The organism is Sphaerospermopsis sp. LEGE 00249 (assembly GCF_014299995.1).
In the GTDB taxonomy this organism is placed as follows: domain Bacteria; phylum Cyanobacteriota; class Cyanobacteriia; order Cyanobacteriales; family Nostocaceae; genus Sphaerospermopsis; species Sphaerospermopsis kisseleviana.
The window spans coordinates 1-24116 of sequence record NZ_JACJUZ010000077.1; the positions used below are offsets into that span (position 1 = coordinate 1).

Annotated in this window: 18 protein-coding genes and 4 pseudogenes; 11 read left to right on the forward strand and 11 right to left on the reverse strand. The window is 32.9% G+C overall.

All coding sequences use genetic code 11. The features are described 5' to 3' along the window. A pseudogene (locus H5968_RS20775) lies at positions 1 to 553 on the forward strand (hypothetical protein); the annotation flags it as partial. Positions 554 to 688: 135 nt separating this feature from the next. Here H5968_RS20775 and H5968_RS20780 read toward each other — a convergent pair. Continuing rightward, a complete protein-coding gene (locus H5968_RS20780) occupies positions 689 to 826 on the reverse strand; it encodes a type II toxin-antitoxin system PemK/MazF family toxin (RefSeq protein WP_255427212.1) in 138 nt (45 codons plus the stop codon). A gap of 42 nt (positions 827 to 868) precedes the next feature. Between H5968_RS20780 and H5968_RS20785 the strand changes: the two are divergent. The 9 genes and pseudogenes from H5968_RS20785 to H5968_RS20825 all read left to right on the forward strand — a co-directional run. Next, positions 869 to 1093: pseudogene (locus tag H5968_RS20785) on the forward strand (Uma2 family endonuclease); the annotation flags it as partial. A gap of 86 nt (positions 1094 to 1179) precedes the next feature. Next, positions 1180 to 1587, forward strand: a pseudogene (locus H5968_RS20790) (class I SAM-dependent methyltransferase); the annotation flags it as partial. Positions 1588 to 2132: 545 nt separating this feature from the next. Further along, the gene (locus tag H5968_RS20795; RefSeq protein ID WP_187041474.1) at positions 2133 to 2648 is read left to right on the forward strand and encodes a type IV pilin-like G/H family protein; all 516 of its coding nucleotides are present in this window, start codon (positions 2133 to 2135) and stop codon (positions 2646 to 2648) included. Between the two features lie 184 nt (positions 2649 to 2832). After that, positions 2833 to 5028 (forward strand): hypothetical protein, encoded by a 2196-nt coding sequence (locus H5968_RS20800; protein ID WP_187041490.1) that lies wholly within the window; start codon positions 2833 to 2835, stop codon positions 5026 to 5028. Positions 5029 to 5201: 173 nt separating this feature from the next. Beyond that, positions 5202 to 5435 (forward strand): hypothetical protein, encoded by a 234-nt coding sequence (locus tag H5968_RS20805; RefSeq protein ID WP_187041475.1) that lies wholly within the window; start codon positions 5202 to 5204, stop codon positions 5433 to 5435. Between the two features lie 10 nt (positions 5436 to 5445). Further along, positions 5446 to 5868 carry a type II toxin-antitoxin system VapC family toxin gene (locus H5968_RS20810; protein WP_187041476.1) on the forward strand — a complete coding sequence of 141 codons (423 nt, stop codon included), beginning with the start codon at positions 5446 to 5448 and terminating at the stop codon, positions 5866 to 5868. A 125-nt stretch (positions 5869 to 5993) separates the two neighbouring features. Continuing rightward, complete coding sequence (locus tag H5968_RS20815; protein ID WP_187041477.1) at positions 5994 to 7001, forward strand: hypothetical protein; 1008 nt, start codon at positions 5994 to 5996, stop codon at positions 6999 to 7001. Positions 7002 to 7249: 248 nt separating this feature from the next. Further along, complete coding sequence (locus H5968_RS20820; protein ID WP_187041478.1) at positions 7250 to 7573, forward strand: nucleotidyltransferase domain-containing protein; 324 nt, start codon at positions 7250 to 7252, stop codon at positions 7571 to 7573. Next, the gene (locus H5968_RS20825; protein WP_187041479.1) at positions 7570 to 7944 is read left to right on the forward strand and encodes a HEPN domain-containing protein; all 375 of its coding nucleotides are present in this window, start codon (positions 7570 to 7572) and stop codon (positions 7942 to 7944) included. Before H5968_RS20820 ends, H5968_RS20825 begins: the two co-directional genes overlap by 4 nt. A gap of 39 nt (positions 7945 to 7983) precedes the next feature. On the opposite strand, the gene H5968_RS20830 is transcribed toward H5968_RS20825, so the two are convergent. The 3 genes from H5968_RS20830 to H5968_RS20840 are packed head-to-tail and all read right to left on the reverse strand — an operon-like array spanning position 7984 to position 16693. Next, a complete protein-coding gene (locus tag H5968_RS20830; protein ID WP_187041480.1) occupies positions 7984 to 10917 on the reverse strand; it encodes a tetratricopeptide repeat protein in 2934 nt (977 codons plus the stop codon). Between the two features lie 43 nt (positions 10918 to 10960). Continuing rightward, positions 10961 to 15319, reverse strand: coding sequence for a methyltransferase domain-containing protein (locus H5968_RS25870; protein ID WP_255427214.1), 4359 nt, complete (start codon positions 15317 to 15319; stop codon positions 10961 to 10963). Between the two features lie 48 nt (positions 15320 to 15367). Further along, positions 15368 to 16693 carry a radical SAM protein gene (locus H5968_RS20840; protein ID WP_187041481.1) on the reverse strand — a complete coding sequence of 442 codons (1326 nt, stop codon included), beginning with the start codon at positions 16691 to 16693 and terminating at the stop codon, positions 15368 to 15370. Positions 16694 to 16897: 204 nt separating this feature from the next. Here H5968_RS20840 and H5968_RS20845 point away from each other — a divergent pair, with 204 nt between their 5' ends. Beyond that, the gene (locus H5968_RS20845) at positions 16898 to 17359 is read left to right on the forward strand and encodes a DUF29 domain-containing protein (protein WP_187041482.1); all 462 of its coding nucleotides are present in this window, start codon (positions 16898 to 16900) and stop codon (positions 17357 to 17359) included. A gap of 73 nt (positions 17360 to 17432) precedes the next feature. Here the strand turns inward: H5968_RS20845 and H5968_RS20850 are convergent, their stop codons facing one another. The 7 genes and pseudogenes from H5968_RS20850 to H5968_RS20880 all read right to left on the reverse strand — a co-directional run. Further along, positions 17433 to 18389, reverse strand: a complete 957-nt coding sequence (locus H5968_RS20850) for a glycosyltransferase (RefSeq protein WP_187041483.1) — start codon at positions 18387 to 18389, stop codon at positions 17433 to 17435. Between the two features lie 8 nt (positions 18390 to 18397). Further along, positions 18398 to 19861: a class I SAM-dependent methyltransferase gene (locus H5968_RS20855; RefSeq protein ID WP_187041484.1), complete on the reverse strand. Its 1464-nt coding sequence runs from the start codon at positions 19859 to 19861 to the stop codon at positions 18398 to 18400. 47 nt (positions 19862 to 19908) lie between these two features. Next, positions 19909 to 20451, reverse strand: coding sequence for a Uma2 family endonuclease (locus H5968_RS20860; protein ID WP_187041485.1), 543 nt, complete (start codon positions 20449 to 20451; stop codon positions 19909 to 19911). Between the two features lie 25 nt (positions 20452 to 20476). Then, a complete protein-coding gene (locus H5968_RS20865) occupies positions 20477 to 21391 on the reverse strand; it encodes a glycosyltransferase (RefSeq protein ID WP_187041486.1) in 915 nt (304 codons plus the stop codon). Positions 21392 to 21396: 5 nt separating this feature from the next. Continuing rightward, complete coding sequence (locus H5968_RS20870) at positions 21397 to 22416, reverse strand: NAD(P)-dependent oxidoreductase (RefSeq protein ID WP_187041487.1); 1020 nt, start codon at positions 22414 to 22416, stop codon at positions 21397 to 21399. After that, on the reverse strand, positions 22417 to 23619 hold the full coding sequence (locus tag H5968_RS20875) for a nucleotide sugar dehydrogenase (protein WP_187041488.1): 1203 nt from the start codon (positions 23617 to 23619) through the stop codon (positions 22417 to 22419). It abuts the gene before it with no gap. A gap of 398 nt (positions 23620 to 24017) precedes the next feature. Further along, a pseudogene (locus H5968_RS20880) lies at positions 24018 to 24116 on the reverse strand (IS630 family transposase); the annotation flags it as partial.

Here is a 24116-nt window from a genome sequence, read left to right on the forward strand (position 1 = left end):
TCCTGTAAGGGCGAAGCATTCGGGCGATAAATTATCAATTTTTATCACAGGTTATTTTCCTGTAAGGGCGAAGCATTCGGGCGATAAATTATCAATTTTTATCACAGGTTATTTTCCTGTAAGGGCGAAGCATTCGGGCGATAAATTATCAATTTTTATCACAGGTTATTTTCCTGTAAGGGCGAAGCATTCGGGCGATAAATTATCAATTTTTATCACAGGTTATTTTCCTGTAAGGGCGAAGCATTCGGGCGATAAATTATCAATTTTTATCACAGGTTATTTTCCTGTAAGGGCGAAGCATTCGGGCGATAAATTATCAATTTTTATCACAGGTTATTTTCCTGTAAGGGCGAAGCATTCGGGCGATAAATTATCAATTTTTATCACAGGTTATTTTCCGAATGCTTCGCCCCTACTTCGCCCCTACTTCGCCCCTACTTCGCCCCTACTTCGCCCCTACTTCGCCCCTAGGACTCCTGACTCCTATGCCCTCATGAAAAGACTTTCTCAGCAACCCCTAATTTATGATTTCAGGACTTACGCAGCATAGAACGGAAGTAGGGGTAATTCATGAATTACCCCTAAACAAGAATCAAGTTTTGAGTTCAATCTTGCGTAAGTCCTAATTTGTAGACAAGATCAAAAAAGAAGTCGGGGATCTGATGGTTCAAACTATAAAATTACACTATAAAATTAAAGTTTCCAGCCTAGCTTGTACTTCTTCTATTAAATCCTGTGGCACACTTTCTACAAATTTGACTTTTCTAGCTCTCCAATCTAATGTTTTAATTTGGTCAGCTAAAACGACTCCTTTTGTTTGCATTCCCTCAACCAGTGGAACTTCAAAACTCAGCCCTTTTCGGTTGCTAAGTCAGACAGAATTAAACCTTTAGAAGGGAAAATACAGTTATTTTTACAACTTGGGGCTACAGTTGGTATTTTAATTGACTCTGATAATTTGACAGTTACAGTTTATCGACTTCATCAAGCACCTGTGATATTAGAAAATCAGGATATCCTCACCATACCGAAATTGCTGCCTGGTTGGGAACTTTCAGTGTCAGAACTTTGGCCGCCTGAGTTTGAGTAATTTATGTATATTTTCTGCAACATATACACATAATCAATAAATGTCAGCTAGTATCATAATCGACTTAACTATTAAGATGTATTACCATGACTAACTCTAACTCGGAACTGTGGGATAAAATTCGTAAATAATTTGATAGTGCGCCTTATCCAAATCGCCCTCTTTATGAATCTCCTAAAGATGATGTTAATGCTCTCTATATTCATAATATCATTACTTCCTATTATTTGAGAAATCAGAAAGTTATAGACACTAAAGATAAAGTTATTTTAGATGCTGGATGTGGTACTGGTTACAAATCATTAATGTTAGCAGAAGCTAATCCTGGCGCAAAGATTGTGGGTGTTGATATATCAGAGGAGTCAGTTAAACTGGCACGGCAAAGATTAGAATATCATGGTTTTGACAATGCTGAATTTCATGTTTTATCTATTTATGATTTACCAGATATCAACTATCAATTTGATTATATTAATTGTGATGAAGTTCTCTATAAATAGTCAGATGAGGAGCAAAAACATTCCAAACTCCAGCACCATAATCATCTTCTGATGATACTTTGCGAGAGCCTACATTACATATTGTGATCTGAACTTGTTCAAGAAGACCTTGCTGTTTCAGGGTTTGCACAAAAATAGACATAATAATTTTTTGGGTTGAGTAATGGATGCTTTTAAGCGTAAATAGTCGTAATACTTAAACTTAAACTTTTGTATTATATATCGTACATCGGTGTAGTCAGTACAAAATCGAACCTGTATTTAGTCATGTAAGCTTTACTTGTTTACATCTAATTTATGTCAGTGTTGATACTCTTTGCTTCAAGAACAAAATTAATTAGAATATAAAATTATTTAACTCTTTTCAACTCGAATAATATACAGGTAAAGTATTGCTAAATAAAGGTTTTAGCCCATTTTCATCACTGTTGACTAGATGGTAAAAAATTTTTTTGCTAGAGGTGATATGAAACTGATCAGATGTGGGTAAGTTCTTAGCATAGAGAAACAAACAACACTCCACCCCAAGGAAAACTACTATGAAAACTGAACTGAAAGCAAAATTCTTACAACACATCCTGGGTAAAAAGAAAGAAAACGAAGGTTTCACCCTGATTGAATTATTAGTTGTTATCATCATCATTGGTATTCTATCTGCTATTGCTCTACCTTCCTTCTTGAACCAAGCAGCAAAAGCAAAACAATCTGAAGCTAAAACCTATGTAGGTTCAGTAAACAGAGCGCAACAGTCTTTCCGTATTGAAAATACACAGTTTGCTAGTAATATTGATCAGCTTCAAATTGGTATTCCCACATCCACTGACTACTATAGCTACACTCTTGGAGCAGCTGTTAATACTACGACTGTTCTAGCATCTGCTAAAGATCCTACTTCTCTTAAAGGCTTTTCTGGTGGTGTCAGCATTCTCACCAGTGGTCAAACTGATGCTGTTTCTTGTCAGACAAACGGAGTACAATCTCAAACTCCCGTTGTTGTACCAACACTGACTAACACTTCTACATCTTGTCCTACAAACATGAGTACTATGAAATAAAGTTTAATGCTTTGTGGTTAAAAATGCTAGATGGATTAAAGTACATCTGGCATTTTTTGATATGATGTTCCAAATGTTTACTTTGTAGGGGTTAACTATAGGTTAATGCCTACATTATTATTTGAAATAAAGTTAAAAATATACTCACACAATTTATTGTAAACGGATTTCAAGGTTGTTAATGATGACTATCCTATCAGATAATCAAGTTTCTTTAACTCAAACTTTGTTAAGTATTCCAGAATATGAACAAAATATTAGTGAAAATCCCAAGGAAGTTGCTAATTATTGGTATTTAGGGTTAGCCTTATTATTCCAAGGAAGAGAAGAAGAAGCACAAATCACCTGGATGACTCCCTTTCTCGAATTAGCAGAACAATCGGAATCATGGCTTGTAGAATTAACCACAATTTTATTAGATTATGCTGAGAAAGAAGAATCAAGTCATAATCATAAATTAGCTTGGGTAATTCGTCAACACATTAAAGAATTTATTCCTGATGATATTAATAATCTGTTAAAAATAGTTGAGCTAAATATAGACTTAAATATAGATGATATAGAAACAAATGTTAATCAATTACTGGAAATAATATCTCAATTCACAGAACCTCTTGTATTTAACGAAAATTTATTAGTGCTAGTCCTGGAAAAGTTAGTTTATCTGAATCCAGTGACTCCTCGTCAATTTGTGGAGGAACTGGTAAACGCATTTATTCCTTATTTATTAACATCCGAAACAATTCTTAAATTGCTTACGGGAAAAGCAGAAGCTTATTATCGTGCTTCTCAATATCATAACTCCATTTATTTTGCGAAAATCGCTCTGCGTTTAGCACCCAATAACTTAGAGTGTATTGCTAAAATTATTGCTCCTCTGCAAAGACTGGGACAAGATTATAGTAAAGAGTCTATTTATTGGTGCAAAAAATATTTAAATCTCAGTGAAGATCCAATTGATAAAATAGTTGGTACTCAGTTTTTATTGGGAGCATTATTAACTTGTTGTAGACCTTGGGAAGAATCAGTCAAGGTTTATGAAGAATACAAATTATGCTTATATGATATTATTAACAGTCAAACGCAAAGCTCAAGTTTAATACAAATTTTATCAATTGGTTCTTATTTGCTATACATGGAAGATAATCCCAGAGAAAATAGACCAATTCGTAATCAACTAGCTGCTTTGTGTCAAAAATTATTATGGACAATATTTAGCGAAAATATCAACATCTATCAACAACGTTTTCAATCACCACGTCCTAGTTTAAGTGAGCGTCCTTTAAGAATAGGTTATATTTCAGAATGTTTTCGTACTCATTCTGTAGGTTTTTTGGCTTGGTGGTTATTAAAATATCATAATCGTGAACAATTTAATATATATTTATATTCTTTAAAAGAAAGTGTTTATGATCCACAACAACAAGCCTATAAAAATGAATTTGGCGATCATTTTCATCAAGAATGTCTGTCAATGGTAGCAATGGCAGATAAAATTAATGCAGATGAAATAGATATTTTAGTTGATCTCGATAGTTTAACTACCTATAGTAGTTGTTCAGTAATAGCATTTAAACCTGCACCAATTCAAGTGACGTGGTTAGGTTATGATGGAACTGGTTTCCCAACAGTTGATTATTTTATTGCTGATCATTATGTATTACCAGAATCAGCCCAAGATTATTATACGGAAAAGATTTGGCGACTGCCTGAAAATTATATTGGTATTGATGGTTTTACTGTGGGAACACCAACTATCAGCAGAGAATCTTTAGATATTCCTGATGATGGGATTATTTATTTTAGTTCCCAAACCGGATTAAAGCGTAATCCCCATAATATTCGTCTACAACTACAAATTATTAAACAAGTACCTAATAGTTATTTTATTCTTAAAAGTCACCAAACGAATCACAAAGATTTACAAGATTTTGTTAACCCAATTGCTGAAACTGAAGGAGTAGATTTAAATCGCATAAGATATCTCCCTACGGCACGTTTAGATACAGAACATCGTGCAAATTTAGCAATTGCTGATATTGTCTTAGATACCTATCCCTACAATGGTGCAACCACAACCTTAGAAACTCTATGGATGGGTATACCATTGGTGACGAGGGTGGGAGAACAATTTGCAGCCCGTAACAGTTATACTATGATGATGAATGCTGGAATTACTGAAGGTATAGCATGGAGTGATGAAGAGTATGTAGAGTGGGGTGTAAAATTGGGTAAGGATGAGAATTTAAGAAAAGAAATAGTATGGAAACTGCGAAAGTCAAGACAAACATCACCCCTATGGAATGGTCAGAAATTTGCACGGGAAATGGAGAAAGCTTATTTACAGATGTGGCAAATATATATTGAGAGTAAAAAATAGATAGTAGGTTGGGTTGACGTGAAGTAGGGAAACCCAACATTTATTGTCAATTTGATTATAATGAGGTATATCAGGCGAGATGCTCACCTCACAATAATTGTATTATTATGGTATGTAAATCATTGACCTCAGAATTGCCGTAAAACCAAATTATCCCAAATCCAAATAACACTATGGTTATTCCAGAACTTGAACAACAACTGCTTCAACTCTCTGCCCATGAAAAAATTTACATCATCCAATTACTAGCACAAAGCCTTACTCTGGATCATCCAAACAACAAAGCCCTTACAGAACAACCCAGTAAACTTTCCGAATTTTTTCGTCAATCTCCGTTAACTGAAGTAGCTGAAGAATTAGACCTGAGTAGAAATAAAAGTTTACCTCGCGACAATTTTATCCCATAACTTAATTCCTGTGAATTATCTTCTTGATACTTGCTTAATTTCTGAGACTATTCATAAACAACCAAATCAAACAGTTTTAAATTGGCTAGATGAACAACTTCCAGAAACACTTTACCTCAGTGTAATTACAATTGGTGAAATTGCCAAAGGGATTAGTAAACTACCTGCATCTAAACGCAAGGAATCTTTAACACAATGGTTACATCAAGCCCTACCACATCGCTTTGAGAATAGAATTTTAGGTTTAGACATTGACACAATGAGTTTATGGGGAAAACTAGTTGCACAACTAGAACAAAATGGACGGCCTTTACCTGCAATGGATTCTCTTATTGCTGCCACTGCCTTAAAAAATTCTCTCACCCTTGTTACCCGTAATGAAAAAGATTTCGCAGGTACTCAAGTTGTAATTATTAATCCGTGGAATTTTTAAAATATTTTAAATCTAAAAATACTCCTTTTTTCATGAATGTTAGAAAAGAGGGTATAATTTTATGAATTGTTGATAACAAAAACATCATTAATTATATTGTCCAGAAACAAGGAAATATCAATAATATGCTACATGAGATTTATGATCAGGGCGTTTATTTAGGTTATTTGTCATATCAGGGACAAGGGGAAGAAACCCACCTATTATCATGTATTAGATCAGGTTTGCAAAAGTTAGATATCAAAATATCGGAAACCCTAGAAGATAGTAATTTGAATATTATTGATATTTCGCTGATATCATTTTTAAACGCAAATGTATTGGACTTATTGCCACTTTTAAAAGATTGTGAGCATCTAAAAGAGAAAACTCTTTTTATCAATATGTCTGATATTTCTTCTTCTCACTTTATAGGTGACAATGACTACTGGTTATTATCTACCCAAACAACAGAATTGATTAATTTCGCTAATGGCAACAAGATTCCTTGGGCGTTTGGTTTTCAACAGAAATTAATTGATTTTACGGATAATTTCGATTTTTCTCAGCCTAGAAAAAGAGAGATTCTGAGGAATTTTAAACCTAGTTTACAGCAATCTGTGAGAGAGTCGCTAGATTTGATTTTAGTGCCTAAGTTAGAAAGAAATATTACTATAGATAGAACCGTTGATTATTATTCTAGTTATGCAAATAATGATAATTTTTTAAAGAAATTATTGACTAGTAGATTTTGTTTAGCTTATGGCGGTTTTTATACTAGCAATGTATTACTCAATCCTTATTTTCATCAATTTCCAGAATATTCTAAGATTACTTATTTACAAGATGTTGTGATAGGACGTTGGGATAGTTGGCGTTTATGGGAAAGTTGGGTTATGGGTTGTATTCCTATCACTTTGGATTTTGATAAGTATGGTTTTCTTCTACCAGTTATGCCAGAAAATTGGCAACATTATATAGGATTAGATTTAAGTAAATTAGATGAAGATGTAGAAAGATTATTATCTTTATCTGAACAAGAATTAGATGAAATATCTTACAATGGTAGAGAATGGGCTTTACAATATTATTCACCTCAAGCTGTTGCTGAACGAGCTTTGACTATAGGTATTGATAAAATTCTTGATGTTTAACAAAGAAATACTAACAATTACAGAGAATAGGATTATAATGATGTACATAAGGGTGGGTAAAATGCTCGCCTCATAATTGTTTAGTTTTCAAGGTGTAGCAAAGGTGTAAAAATATAAACTACAAGTAGATAACAAGTTTTATTAAAAGCAATATCGCAAATGCGGTTGCTGAATTAGAAGACGCAAAAGTAAACGGTAAAATATCCTTCCTGGGAAGAGTACCAGAAAAAAATGGAAATAATCAAAATATGGAAACACTAACAGTAAATAGAATTTTAGAGGAAGTTAAAGCATTCCTACAAAAAACTTATCAAGATAATTTAGATAAAGTTATCTTGTTTGGTTCTCGTGCTAGAGGTGATCATCATGCTGATTCTGATTTAGATATTCTAATTGTATTAAAAGAACCATTTAACTATTCTCAAGAAGTCGAAAAAACTAGCATTTTTATTTCTGAACTGTCTTTAGAATTTGACTTAGTTATTTCTCGCGTTTTTGCAGAGACTAAAGATTTTAACTCTAAAAATACTCCTTTTTTCATGAATGTTAGAAAAGAGGGGGTAATTTTATGAATGATGAACAGAAATATTTATTAATTAAGGCAGAAAGAAGCTTAAATGCAGCTAAAGAATTAAATAATAAAAACTATCCTGAATTTGCAACATCTAGGTCTTATTATAGTATGTTTTATGCAGCTGAAGCTTTGTTATTAAGCGAAAATTTATCTTATTCTAGTCATGCTGCTGTGATTTCTGCTTTGGGGAAATTTTGCGTGAAAACTAATAAAATTCCTAGTAAATATCATCGTTATCTGATTGATGCTCAGGATCAAAGAAATAGAGGTGATTATGATATTAACCCTGACTTAACCAAGGAAGATGCTGATAGATTAATTGTGCAAGCTGAAGAAATGTTAAATTTTACCAATCAATATTTAAAATAACATAAGGTATGTTAATTTTTGACTAAAGACTGATGAATACTAACTGGAAGCTAATTTATCTTTCACAACCTGTTTATAAAATGCTTCTAAACCTTCTACCGCAGTTTGATCATTAAAAACACGGTTCTGATTTTCTCTGGTTCTTTCTACAATACTATTTCTAACATCAGAATCTAATCCTAATTTAACTGCTATTTCGATATATTCTGCTTCTGAATTAGCTATAGTTTCGGTAATACCTAGCATTTTTAAGTAAGCATAGGAATGACGACCACGCATAAATTCCCCAGGAGAAGTAACTATAGCTAAATTACACGCTATGGCATTTAAAGTTGTAAATCCTCCATTCCAAACCAAGGTATCTAAATAAATATCAGAAATGAGATTGAGTTGCATAAATTCATAGTGTTGCATTCTTGGTAAGATAATACAATAATCTTCACTATTCAAGCCTAACTTAGCAAAGGCTTTTTCTAATCGCTGCTGAAATATATCTGTTATATGTTTACCTTCTGGTGATGATATAAATACAAATTTAGCATTACTTACTTGTCTAGCAATAGACGGGAAAATATAATCATATTGTGGTAAATATTTAAAAGTAGATTGACAACACAAATATAAAATACAATCTTCAGTAATACCAAATTCGGAACGAGTTCTTTTCACTTCAGTTAAGATAGGTTTGTCATAACATAAGCTGCTATTTGGTAGGCGAATAAGTGTTTCTGAATAATGTTCTTCTCCATTTTCAGACTCCATTAATTCACTAGATAAAAAATAGTCAACTGTAGGTATACCAGATGTTACTGGATGTCCCCAAGCCATACATTGAATAGGCGCTAATCGTAAAGCAGCAAGCTGTCCATCTAGAGGGTTCATGCCAATGGCAGGAAATACTAAAATATGTAATTTATCAGCAATAACCTGTTCACAAATTGCTTCTATATCGTTGGGAATATGTACAAAACTATAACTATTCAATTGATATTGTTCCGTTACATTATCGCTGGTGATACCAACATGATAACAATAAATTTGGAAATCTTGGCGATTGTGGTTTTTAACCCATCCTAAACACCCATTTGCCCCATTATGATTATACAAATGGCTGGAAATATAACCGACTCTAATTTTTTCTCCTGGACGCAGTTTGGGCAATGGTAAATCTTGACTGTATTGAGAATAATTAGCAGTCATGATTTTCTGGATAACTTGCCCATATTGTTTTTGTAAAACTATATCATTTTTACCTTGATAGGCTAAATAAAAATTTGTGCTACGACTGATTGCAAATAAGGCATTTTTCTGATCTTCCTCTCCATATAAAGATAAAGTTTGACATAATAATGCTAATTGTTCACAACAATAACTTCTATAAAATTCGATTTCTTCTATGTCTTTATACAAAGGAGGTAGAAGCTGAAAACTAGCAGTTTGGATTATTACATTATTTGGCAATATTTTGAATACAGATTTTACTTCCTCAAGAAGTTCTTGATTTTTACCTAAACTGTGTAAACTCCGTAACAAATATAAATAGAAATCTGGAGTTTCTGCATCAATACTAATTCCTTGTTTACATAGGTTAATTGTTTCTTCAAAGTTACCGTTTTTAAAAGACGAACATAGCTGATAAAATACAGATTTTACTACATCATTTTTTTGTTGGTATGCCACACTTAAATGATGAAATATATCAACATTAGAATGACTAGGGTTTAAATCTGCTGCTTTATGATAGTAGGAAATCGCTTCATCAATCTGATCACGTTTATCTAACAACAAATTACCTAAATTGAGATAACCACCAAAATGGAATGGATTATCAGTGATAGCTTTTCTGAAAATCTCTTCTGCTTTTTCTATTTGATTATGTAATAAAAAAATATTTCCTAAATTATTATAAGCATCGACTAATTTAGGATTGAGTTCGATAGCTTTCTCATAAGCCTTGATAGCTGTTTTGATATCGTTTTTTTCTAATATCAAACCGCTTGTATAATGATATATTGCTTGAGTATCATCTATTCTTAATGCTTTATTTAAACAATCTAGTGCTTTGAAAAATTCTCCTTGCTCATAATATAAAGTTCCTAAATTTTGCCAAACATTCGCATTCTTTTTGTTCAAATGGAGCAAGTTATAATATATTCTTTCGGCTTCTGAATATCTTTTTTCAAAAAATAATAATAATCCTTTAGATTCCATCTCACCAACATATTTTTTCGTTTCTGCTTCAGTGATTTTGGTAATAGCTTGATGAAAATCTATATTTACAGTTAAATCATATTCTGAGTTGTTATTATATTCTCGCTGACTATCCCAAGTTAATATTTGTACCCCATTCCATAATAAATAATCTGATTGGGTAAAATCTATCATTAATCTTGCTTGAGAATTTGTAGCCAGAAAATCTCTCACTGCTTGTTGACAAGATGGCCATTGACAATTGGTGATAATAATGAGAGCTTGATTACTAATAATTTGTTTCAACGCTAGTAACCCTAGCAAATAAGAACGATAATCTTGACTACCATCATAAAAATATACTCCTATTTTTTCACTTAGTTCCTGATTTTTGAACTCTACAAGAAATTCTTCTGTATCTTGAGAAAATAAAAATACCTGATCTGTAAGATTGAATGCTTCTAAGTTACTTGATAATTTATCAAAATTTTCACCTTCAGGATCTAATTCCGAAAAATTATCTACAGCATAAGCTATGGTATCAGGATTATTCATTAAAGTTGCGATTAAACTTGCACCTTGAAATGTACCAATTTCACAGTAAATTTCATTTTCATCTAAACAAAATACTGCCAAGTTTAATAGCTGCATGACGTTAGGTGATATCATGCTATTAACCGTGGTACTGATAGATTTAAAAATGTTCGCTTTGGGATGACAAGATACTTCTCCCCAATTATTGAATAGTTCCGGTAATTCCTGTTGAAATTTTTGATAGTCCATGATTAACTCCTTGGGTTGTTAATTTTACTTTTCAAACATCCTCTCAAATTTGATTAATCAAACTATCTAGTTGATAACTGTTTAACTGGTTAACTGGTGCTTGTGTTACAGTCGCTTTATTCTCATTTTCTAAAATAACTCTACCGTAAATGCGAGTTAATAAAGATTGCCATTGCATATCAACTAGCGTACCTACCAAAGAAATATCTATGGTATCACTAATATCTAAATCTTCCATCAACAGATTCATAGCTACACTAGATAAAAATATTTCTGCATCTTCTATAGCAAAATCACCTGTGTAGATAATCAAATTAATTTTTTCATTTTCAGGATGATTTGCTAATGTTTGAATGACTTGTTGTAACTCCAAACCAAGCTCATCTTCTGGTTGTGTCCAATCTGGGAAAATGATCAAGTTTATATCTCTCAGATTTAGATTTAATCTGTTAACAATATCGTTATTGATATCATCATCTAAATTATCTATTTTGCAACTTGGCAACTGTCTTATATTTCCGTCTTCTCTAGTTATTTTATCCTCCAGATTTAAAATAAGCTTGGCATCAACTTTAGGTAATAAAGATTGCCATTTTTGAACACTTAATGTTTCTATCAAGGAAATGTGAATGGTATCACTAATATCTAAATCTGCCATCAACAGATTCATAGCTACACTAGATAAAAACATTTCTGCATCTTCTATAGCAAAATCACCTGTGTAGATAATCAAAGTAATTTTTTCATTTTTGGGATGGTTTGCTAATGTTTGAATGACTTGTTGTAACTCCAAACCAAGCTCATCTTCTGATTGTGTCCAATCTGGGAATATTATTAAGTTAATATCTCTCAAAGTCACAGACAAGAGTGTTGCATCAATTAAAGCATTACTCATGGTTTCGGCCATCTTTGTCCAAGAAAACTTTTTAGCCTGTGCAAAACCAGCATCAATTAAAATATTTCTAATGCTTGGTTTTTGCACTTCACATAAAGCATCTGCTAATCCCATGACATCATTATCATTGATATAAATAGCTGCTTGTCCTGCGACTTCAGGAAGGGAAGCGTTACGGGTAGTAATCACAGGACAACCACAGGCCATAGCCTCTATTACTGGCATTCCAAAACCTTCATATTTAGAAGGATAAACTAAGGCCACAGCGCCAGCATAGGCTAATCTCAGTTCTTCATCTGTTAATTCTAATCCATGAAAAGTACATCCTGCTGTATATTGTCGCCATTCTGATGGTAATTGGTTTCCTGCACCGGTGGAAACAATATCAAAACTCTCTTTATTTGCTAATTGATTTAAAGCTTGGAAAAAGAGAATTGCATTTTTATACCCTTGTAAATTACTAAGGATAAAATATGGTTTATGAATGCCATATTTATGTGTGAAAGTATTAATCTCTGTTTCCGAGGCAGGAGAGAAAAGAGGATCTACACCACAATGGGCAACAGTAATTGATTCTAAGGGTATATCAGGGAAACATTTATGTAAGTCTTTCGCTGTATTTTCCGAAATAGAAATATAAGCTGATGCGTGTTGTATGGCGTGATGTTTTTCCCGCCACATCGGTTTATTTAAGTCACCTCCTAATACTTCAGGAATCATGTCATAGGCCATAAATACTGAAGGGGTTTCTATAGGGGTGGTGTAGTAGGTGGAAATAAATAATTCTGCTGCTTCTTCATTACAGATTTCTTGCAGCATTTGTTTATCAGCTTCGGTATTGTTATAGTCGTAGGGGGCAATTGTCCGATAACGAATACCGTTAATTTTGGGTGCAGTATTAGCTCTATCTAATACTAAAATATGATGAGCAAATTCAGTATTTTTCCATTGTTCTAAAATACTTTGCCATACTCTAGCTATTCCTGTTTTATAGAGTTGGAAAAATACACCATCAATAATGATGATAGGTGATTGAGCTTCAGGAATATTGACTAATTCACGATCAGTATCAACTTGATTTTTTTGCAAAATTTTATTTACTACTTGATTAAAGTCATGGGATAAAAGTGATTCTTTGTTAGGAAGTTGCAAATTATTTTTTGCAATTTCTTCAAATAAATTATTTGGTAAATTTCGGTTTTTGGTTAACAAGTGCAGAGATTTTCCATCAGTGTATAATTGCAGATTGTACTTACTGGCTAATACTTCTAAAGATTTGCGAGTATATATGGAAATATGTTGACCTTCATGGGGTGTATAATACCACCATTGATCTGGTGTGGGATTATCTTCTGGCAATAATTCTGTACTAAACAGAAGATTAGGACATAAATTAATAATATATTCTAACTCCTGTAGAGGATGAGTTAGATGTTCAAATAATTCAAAGGCCGTAATTAATTCTAAATTTTCTTTGTCGGTTGTTTCTAATTCAAATCCTCTAGCAAATATATTTTTACAGAACTTATCAAACCAATAAAAATCAAAACCTTGATCTCTCATTAAGCGGACAAATAACCCATAACCACCACCATAATCTAAAAACTTGGCTTGATGATCAAAATAATTAAATAGCAATTTGCCTGTAATATTGGCCATCATATTATTACGATAGACTAAACCAACATCACTAATGGCGATCGCCTCGGAATAAGCTTCATCTAACCAATAGGGTTCTTCCGTTTGTACAAAACCACAGTTAGAACACTGAAAATAATTAACGTCGTATTTTTGCAAAATTTTAGCTTTAGCAAAATAATGAGAATCCGAGTTACAAACCTTACATTTTTGGACTGATTCTACAGTAGATGATTGTGAAATCGTACCGCTAAATTGTACTTGTTCAGTAAAATTATCAGCCTCACTATTTCTGTTGATGACTAGAGGATGTTGGAGAGGAAAAGTCATTGCTTCAACAGACATATTAGCAAGGGGACTATTACTCATAGTTGTATGAGTACCAGAACCAAAACCAATATTAGAAACTAAATTCACATGAGGTAATATTGTTAATCCATTATTCGCCCAAAGGGTAAATAACCAGATATAATCCCACGTATTAAAACCATCATAAACAGCTTGGAAAATTTGTGTCCAATAACTAACTGCTTGTTCATTTCCTAAGACTTTACTCAGCCAACCGTTATTTTTTAACCTTGGCCATATTGCCATAGAATCATCATACTTTGTCCATGCTCTACGCCAACTTGCCCAGCCCCAAACATGACCATAACGGGAAAAATAATAACTATCTTCTGTTCTCTTTCTGCCAAATTGGAAGTTATCTCCCGAAATCATCATCACCCGTTGATCATCACGATATTTTTCTAATAACTCCTGACAATAACGGAAAAATGTAGGATGAGGAAGACAATCATCTTCTAAAATAATCGCTTCTTCTACTTGCTCAAATATCCAATCTAAACCGCTACTTACTCTTTTTCTACATCCTAAATTTACATTTGAGTAATTAGTTAATACTTCACATTCCCAATCTATTTGATTAATTATGGCTCTGGTAGCAGCACATTTTTCTGCTTCTCCTAATTTCTCGGCTCTTGGTCCATCCGCTACTACTAATAATTTAGGTGGTTTAGCTTGGCGAATAGCTTCAAAAACTCTTGCTGTAGTTTCAGGACGATTAAAAATTAAGAAACCAACAGGAGTAGTTAATTGCCAATTATCATCATATTCATAATTCACAGATGATTGTAAACCAGCAATTTTAGCTAAATTATGTTTAATTTTTTGTTCTATTTGATAGCTGGCTGATAGCTGATAATTTTGGTACGTTTCCCCACCATATACTTGTTTTCTTAATTGTAATGCTTCCGCTTGAGTTGCTTCTTCTTCTGCTAATTGAATATGTGCTAGTTCTTTGGTAAGTTGATACTGAGTTAATTTAATAGTGGATTTAGCGACAAAATTAGCGACTGTGATCCAGTCTATTTCATGTTCAGAATTTGTATAAATAAACTGGATATTTTCAGATGGTAAATTTACATAGTTTTGCAAACTTATTGTTTTTTCTTGATAAATAGCCAAATAACAGGATGTATATCTCAGACTTCTCTGTTTAGAACTAATAATAGGAAAATCGTCGCTATAGTCAAAGTCTAAACCCTTTTCTATATCTATAAATAATGTTTTTATCCCACTACCTGCGGAAGTGTTGTAAGTGCTAATAAAAACATCTATTTGTAAATCTCGACATAAACAGGCTAAACGACGATCTTCTAATGCAGATAAAGAAAAATCCACTGAAGGAGCATATAGATTATGAAGAGTGCTAATATCAGGAAAATCTAAATCTGAGTTTCTGTTCAGATAATAAATCTCCGTTCCTCTTAATCTTAAAATCAGTCTGGGAATCAGTTGTTGCCAAAAATCAATGGCTTTTTCATCTTGTACCTGACTGAACACTGCTCCATCAATGAGAAGTTTCATAATCGTTACCTAATTGTTGCCTATTTTGTTAAATAAATCGTGTTTTCTTTAATTAGTTCTCAGACTTTCCACTAAACTTTGGAATTTTTTATGTCCATCAACTTGACGTTGATAATTACTATCTATTGTTGCACCTTGATAGCGATCCAATTGACCTTTTTCTCTGAGAGTATGTAAAGGAGTACCTTCAATTTCTGCTGTTCCTGACTCTTGATAGGTATCAAAAGGTAGAGAAGCAATAAACCGCTTGGTATCTAACATTTGTTCTTGGGTTTCTCCTGGTAGTCCATAGGTGAAAGTACCATGAACTGTCATCCCTAATCGTTTAGCTTCAAAAACTGCCTGACTTGCATATTCTAAGTCAAGATGTTTGTTAACGATTTTATCTACCACATACTGATTACCACTTTCAAAGCCTAATTTTACTCCAAAGCAACCGCTTTCTTTCATCACTTTCCAAGTGTCTAAAGGAATTGTATCTGCACGACACATAGCAGACCAAGGAATACCAATCCTACTCATCACTTCGCACATTTGTAAAACGTGACGATTACCTAAATTGAAGGTATCATCATCAAAGTAAATACATTTATATTGATAGCGTTCTATCAATTCCCGAATAAAAGCCTCCATATATTCTGGAGAATATTGTCTAACTGTGCGGGGGTTTTTACCTTCGGGATCATTACCAGTCATAGCGGCTGGCCATACACAAAAAATACATTTAAAAGGACAACCCCGACTGCTCCAAATTTGAGCATGGGGTGGTCTTTGTCCGATGGGGTTTGCATCCCAATAACGATAAGCGTGTAGTTCATCAAAATAGGGAAAAGGAGATTGATTCATTTCTTCTGTAGTCAGCAGATCATAGTCAATTATTCCCGATTCTCCATTAATTACACGCACACTGCCTTTTTCATACTCACCACGAATACAAGCATAAACTGGGTAGTTATTAAGAATTTCCTCTGATTTTGTTGTGGTAATTGGTCCTGTGACAACTATTTTACAATCAGGAAGCAGTTTATTAATTTCTCTAATTAATTGGCTGTCATGTTCCCAACTAGGGGTAGCTATTTCTATGAAGATGTATTGATATTTTTCCTCTTGTAAGTGGTCAAAATAAGTTTGATAGGATTCTCTGATAGCCAGACTATCACGAAATCTGACATCAGTTTGAGTTTTTGCACTGGTGTAGGTGGCTGCGTATCCCATAAAGAAGGGATAGGGTAAATAGTCACCAAATTGATACTGATCTGGTGCTGATCTGACTAGGTAGGTGAAAGGCCAACGAGAACCTGCTCTCACACCTGCACGCCAATAACCACTTTCTTTGTTTTCCCACCAGGGAGGATTACTGAATAAAATTTTCATAGATATCTCAGCAATTTTGAAATATTGTATCTTTTATACCCAGATTTATCCAGAGAGTTTCATTATTTGATAATTTTTAACAAATTTTAACTAAATAGTAAGGCTGGCAATTCTGTTACCGTAGAGATAGGGTAGTTGAAGTAGAAGCTATTGCTCTATACTTAATATAAAATTAAATCAGGATTCACCAACAGGATGGTAGTTATGGTAAATATAACACTAAATAAGTTACAAGAATTGTATGAATTTGATGATTATCTCTGGTTAGAGGAAACTATTAAACTTTTAAAAGCAAAAGACTTAGATAATTTAGATTGGGATAATTTAATTGAGGAGTTAGAAAGTTTGGGAAGAAATAATTTCAACAAAGTTAGGAGTCTATTAAGGCAGATTATTATTCATATTTTGTTATTGCAATATTGGGAAAAAGAATATGATCGTAATTATCGTCATTGGCGGGGAGAAATTATTGCTTTTAGAGATGATTTAAACAATAGCTTGACTAAAACTTTGAGGAATAAGCTATGTGATGAATTAGATCGTACTTATCATATTTCCCTGAAGTTAGTGATAGAAAAAACTGGATTATCTCCAGAACTATTTCCTGATAACTGTTCTTATTCTTTAGAACAATTACTCGATGATAACTGGTATCCTGAAAAATAACTGTAGGTGGGAATAATTGGAATAAGTATTTAGCTATTAGCAGTCAGCTATTCAGTGATTCAGGAAATTGATTCTAAAGAATTTCTTGTAAAAAATCCAATAATACTTTCATTCTTTGATCATAGGTATGATGAGCTAAAACTATTTTTTTACCTTCTTCACTGCGTCTTTTCCGTTCCTCACTATTGGCTAAATATTCAACTGCTTTTGCCCAAATATCTTCATAACCATCACTATAAACAATGGTGTCACCAAAGGTATTTTCCAAAGATTCAAAGTAATCAGAAATAATAAAACCTCCACAGGCTAAAATATCGTAAATTCTTAAATTAATAGTTTCCCATTCTAAATGTTCACTAATATGAGCATTGAGATTAATCAGGCTTTCAGAATATAATTTAGGTAAATCTGGCATGGGTAACAAACCACGACAAACGCTATTTAAGGGTGGTATTGTCCACATATTACCGTGAATTACTAAACCTAAATTAATTAGGGGGGCAAAATAGCGTTGGTTAACAGATGCACTTCTAATACCATTACCCACAAAAGAAAGAGGATATTCATATAAACCACAGGTTTGAGTATAGAAAAAATCTGCATCGGTAGCAAAGGGAATGACTGCACCATCAGCACAATGATCTTTTAATTTTTGACTGGTGAAAAGATAGCCATCATACTTATTGTTGATAAATTTATGAAATGCCTCTACTGTACCGCCTTCATACATTAGCCCTGCTCCACCGGTTTTACCCAGATTTTGTGGTTTTTGGTAGGCATTTTGCAGATAAAAAAGATTTTTAGCTTGAGGATGTAATGGTTGATTGGGATGAAAATGAATGACAACATCTGGTTGTTCATCTATGATATCATTCATGTTATATAAGTTAACTGATTCCACGAAATCAGTTTTTAATAAGGATTTTTGCCAGCCTCTAGCTATCAGTTCATCACCAGTAACATTCCCCCCTTTAATATCTAAAGTGCCAGTTTGGACAAGACGTATACCGATTTTCAGTTTATTTTTCATGTTTTTAATTAGGCGGGACCAAGAATAAAAGGATGTTGATAATAGGATAAGATAGTTGCTTCTATTTCGGCGCTGATATTTCTGTATAAGATAGCCATTCCACTGGTAGTACGTCTTAAAATTTTATTTTTAAAGCCTGATTGAGAAGCTAAAATTATAATTTTTTCCCAACCCTCTAGCATATTAAAGTTTAAGACATCATGAAAAGCCACAATTGCCGAATCTGACAAATAGGGTAATATCGCTTCAAAATCAAGATACACCTGTTCATTGGTATGTAAACCATCTATTAAAGCGAAATCTATGGTTTTTCCTTGTTTTATTACTTGTTCTAATGATTGAGGCACGTCTTGAGGAGAAGCTCCGACATAAGCATGAAAGTTAATGTTTAATTTGTTGGCAATTTTTACAGCTAATTCTAAAGCTTGTTTACCTTCCCTACCCTCACTACAATTGTCAATTCCATATAATTTCGCTGAAGGATTAATTAATCCTAAAGCATTTGTTGACCAACCTGCTGCTATGCCAATAAAATATTCTATTTCAGGATTAAATTGTTGTAAAATGTCTTTCAAAAAATTGATTTCATCTACAGATATTCCTCCTCCTGTTGACAAAGGAGGAATTATAGTAGGCTTGTCTATATTCTCAAGTAAATCTTTTTTTAGTAAACAACTAAAACCACCATGAAATGATTTTTCTCTTAAAGGATTTAAACCCACAGATATTGAATAACCTTCTTCTTCATAAGCGGATATTAATTGACACAATAGACTATTACCTTTAGTCATAATTTTTTTATTTTCTTCTAATTCATCGGTGAATTGATGTGATAGATTATTATTATTATTTTGTAATCCTAATTCACTCATTCTTGCCAACCAAATCCAATTATAAAACAGTTCAAACTTTGGAAAAGACTCCCTCACAGCCTTAGCAACTCCCCAAGTTCCCTCATCAGAAAAATCATCTCCTGCTAAAAAACCATGAGGCTTAACCTTCCTTAAAGCTAAATTAATCAGATTCTTAACTGACTCATAATCATGGGACGTATCTATATAAATCAAATCAAAAACCTGAGCAGTATTTTGCAGAAAATTTACATCAAAATCAGAAACCAAAAATACATTACTACTCAAACCAAGTTTTAATAAGTTAGACCGAGTTCTTTGTAAATCAGGAGCGTGACCAAAACCTGCTTCTTGCCAAGTTAAATTACGTTTTTCCTCCGGCCAATCTTCACAAAAACGATCTTCAAATTTATCCACTCCCACAATCACACAATCAGTTCTACCTAATTCTTCTGCTATAGCTTTCATATAAGCTATATCTCGACCATAATAGACACCAATAACACAAATATTCTTGATATCAGGATGAGATAAAGCTTCCCTAAAAAACTGCCAGTGATGTTGACCAGAATAACCAATACAAACAGAATTAATTTCTTCGATTGTTGTTAAATTCACCATAACTAACCCTCTTATCTACTTATGAATATCTTAGTAATTTTCAATATTTACGTCAACAAATGACTAATAAAAATATCAATTCCAGGAAAAGCCAAAGGGTTAATTATCGGTTTTTCCCATTTAATTTCACATAAATAATCACCTTGTTCTGGCTGACGAAAAACAATTAATTCTTGAGTTTGTAAATTGATAATCCAATACTCAGCTATTTCAGCTTCAGCATAAATCTTTTTTTTAATAGATAAATCTTTAATTAAACTGGTATTAGCTACTTCAATCAACCAAAAAATATCATCAGCATAAGGATGATGTTGATCATATTTAGATTCAGGTAATTTAACTATTGCAATATCAGGTTCTGGTTCAGAGTTAGATAAAGTAATCGGACCATTAAATCTTACATCAGCTTTCCCTTTTAAAATATTTTCTAAATAACTTACACTCCTTTTTGCCGTATTATAATGCTGAGGTAATTCGGGACTCATTTCCACAACTTCTCCATCTATTAGTTCACACTGACGACCTTTTAAAATACCAGATTCAATCATTTTATGATAATCAAAAGTTGTCCATTTAACTAAAGTTTTCATAATTGAAAATATCCCTCTTTTACTTCTATATTTCTTCAAGATACTTCACCACAGTTTTCATCCTGTGTTCATAACTATGATGACTAAGAACCAATTTCCTCCCCTCTTCCGCTTTTTTCTTCCTCAATTCAGCATTAGATAAATAATAACTGATTTTAGCCCATTCATCTTCATAACCATCAGTAATTGGTACTAAATCACCAAAAGTTTCCACCAAAGAATCTACATGATCCGATAATACAAAACCGCCACAAGCTAAAATATCGTAAATTCTTAAATTAATAGTATCTAACTCCGCGTGTTGCGTAATATGAGCATTCAAATTAATATCACAATCTGAATATAACACAGGTAAATCTGGCATAGGTAGCTTTCCTAACCATGCTTGAGATAAGGGAGGTTGCCACATATTGCCATATATTACCAAACCAAACGGTAAAGCCGGAGCAATATATCTTTGATTGACATCAGGACTTCTGATCCCATTACCCACAAAAGAAACCGGAAAATTATATTTACCCCCAGGTTGTGGATTAAAAAATTCTGGATCTGTAGCAAACTCTACCACAGCACCATCTCCACAAAACTTTTTTAATCTTTCACTCGTATAAATATAACCCTCAAATCTATCTTTAATCTTCTCAAACACACCCACTGTTCCCCCCGGATAGGTTTCTTTGGGAAAAGCATTTTGCAGATAAAGAATATTTTTCGCAGTGGGATGTAATTCCAAAAAAGGATTAAAATGAATAACTACATCTAAATCTGCTCTCATCAAATCTTGTGCGCCATAAATATCTGCCACCTCAACTTTTTCATGTCTAGCAAGATACTTATGCCATCCCCTACCAATTAACTCATCACCTTGAATATTTCCCTGTTTATTAATATCAAAAGTATCTATTCCAAATAACTTAATTCCTACTTTAAATTTTTTCATATCAATCATATTCCTCCTATCTCTATTTGTTCTTGAATCCAAGGAATAATTTCATCTAAGGATTCACTTAAAGATGTAGTAGCTGCAAATCCTAAAATATTCTTGGCTTTTTCTACACTAGGAATCCGTTTTTGTACATCATATTTAAAAGGTTGTTCAGAAATATAATTAAATGGTTTATCACCTTTAATTTTTTGCCAAATTAATTCAGCTAATTCTAATACTGTAGTAGAAACTGATGTTGAAAGATTAAAATCCTCATTAATTGCTTTTTCACTTTCAATGCAGATTCTAATTCCTTTGGCTAAATCCCCTCCATAAGTATAATGTCTAATTTGATTTCCTGCACCTAAAATATATACAGGATCTTGACCTTTTAAAATCTTCTGTACTAAATCTGGTACAACATGACTCATGGCTAATTTAATATTACCAGAGGAAATTTCCTTATCACATAAAGCTCTTTTCTCTCCAGTACCAATACAATTAAAAGGTCTAATAATTGTGTAGGGTAATTTATATTGTTCCCATGCTCCCTGAGCGAAATATTCACAGGCTAATTTTTGAAACCCATAGGTAGATAGAGGAGGAGGACATTTTAATTGTTCACCTTCTGGACTGGGAAACACATTGGTACTTTCAAATACCATTGAAGAAGAAATCACATTAATTTTCTGTAATTTTTGAGTTTTAAAAGCCCAAATAGCAGCATCAAATGTAGAAGCAATAATACGCTCGTTTTCTGCTAATAAATCATAAGCATATTCATGAAATAAAGAAATTCCACCGATCATAGCAGCACCAGCTACTACTTGATCACATTCTGCTATCAAATCTTTAAGTAAATTAACATCCTTAGCATCTCCTTCTACAAAATGATAGTGAGGATGTTGATCATAACTTTTGCTAACCTTACCATATTTGGAAAAGTTATCAATGCCTACAACTTCATGACCATGTTGCAAAAGTTCCTCTATTAAATACCCAGCAATAAAACCTGCTGAACCAGTTACTAAAATCTTCATTTAAAATAGTCCTCCTTGTCCATAAAAATTCCAAACATCCACCAAAATCTTATCTTCACTAATAGCTAAATTTTGATATTCCCGATGAGGAGTAGCCAAAATAATTATATCTGAATTATCTATTAAATTTTCAACACTGACAAAATCACTTTCATGGATGTACACATCTGAGCATAACACTTTTTTGGCTTCAAATTCTAAAACCTTTTTCAGTTTATAGGAAAGCGATTCTCTTTTATCATCATTATTGGCTTTAAAAGCCATCCCTAATATACCGACTATTTTTTGTTTTAAATCATATTTTTCTTGTAATCTATTGACAACAAAATTGGGTAAACCTTCATTAACCAACATGGCGGTATGACCCATAAAAAAGCTATTACTACTATAAGCTGCCACCTGCATAGTATCTTTAAGCAAACAAGGACCCGCTGCAAAACCAGGTGCGGGAAAATTGGCTGCTCTTGGATATTTATAGGTTATAGCATCGTAGATTTTATAAAAGTCTAAATTGTTTTGAGTAGCAATTTGATAAAAATAATTAGAAATAGCAAATTGAATGTAACGCCAAGAATTAGTAAATAATTTGGCTAATTCTGCTTCTGTAGGAGTTAAACAGATAATTTCATTAGTTAGTGATTGAAATAATTTTTTAGCTTCATTTTCCGCAGTTTCATCAAAAGATGATACAATTTGTGGTAAGGATTTTAATTCTTCCATCGCCTTACCTTCTGCAATTCTTTCAGGACAAAAAGAAACCTTAGTTTGTTTATTTTTTGATTCTAAATAACTCTTGATTTTCTCTGTTGTTCCCGGATAAACTGTACTGCGTAAAATAATATGTTGTTCATCAGAAATTAAATGAATTATATCATTGAAGAACTTTTTAAACAAAGTAAATTGCGGGTTTAAATGCTCGTCTACTGGTGTGCCAATGACAACTATCACAAAATAACTATCAGCAATTACTTGTTGATCATTAGAAATAAATAAAGTCTGCTCTAAAACCTTTTGTAAAATAGTTTCTGCCCCCTGTTCAATAAAAGGCATTTTTCCTTGAGAAACCTTATCTATTGTCGCAGTATTGATATCATATAAAACTACCTTTTTACCAGTTTCTGCTAGAGAAATACCTAAAGGTAAACCTACATGACCTAAGCCACCAATTATACAAACATCATAAACAAAATTACAATTTTTCATATTTGACAGTACCAATTACCTATTTAGTAGGTTGATTATTTTCCTCTGTTTTTTTCTTTATATCTGCCAACACAGTCTTATAATCCTGTCTATCTGGATGTAACTTCGCTAACCTTTCCATCAGGGCAATCGTTCCTTAAACTACCCCCCATATCCGTAAAATACCCACAATTTCCAAAAATATATCATCTACTAGATATGTTAATGATTATTTAAATAAATATTTACAATTAACATTACCAAATCAACAAATCATTAGTCAATGCTTTTATACTAATTTAGATTTTTATTAACCGAATTTACAGAATATTTACCATACCATCTGACAACCATAACCCCCCATCCCGTAAAGCCTCAATTCCTGGAGATATATAGTCATTTAACTTAAGAATGAGACATTAAGATACACAATAATCACGGATGATTTCATCTAAGGGTGTATTTGAAGGAGCATACATTCTGGCTCTCTTTAAGGCACTAAAATCATGCTCAATATC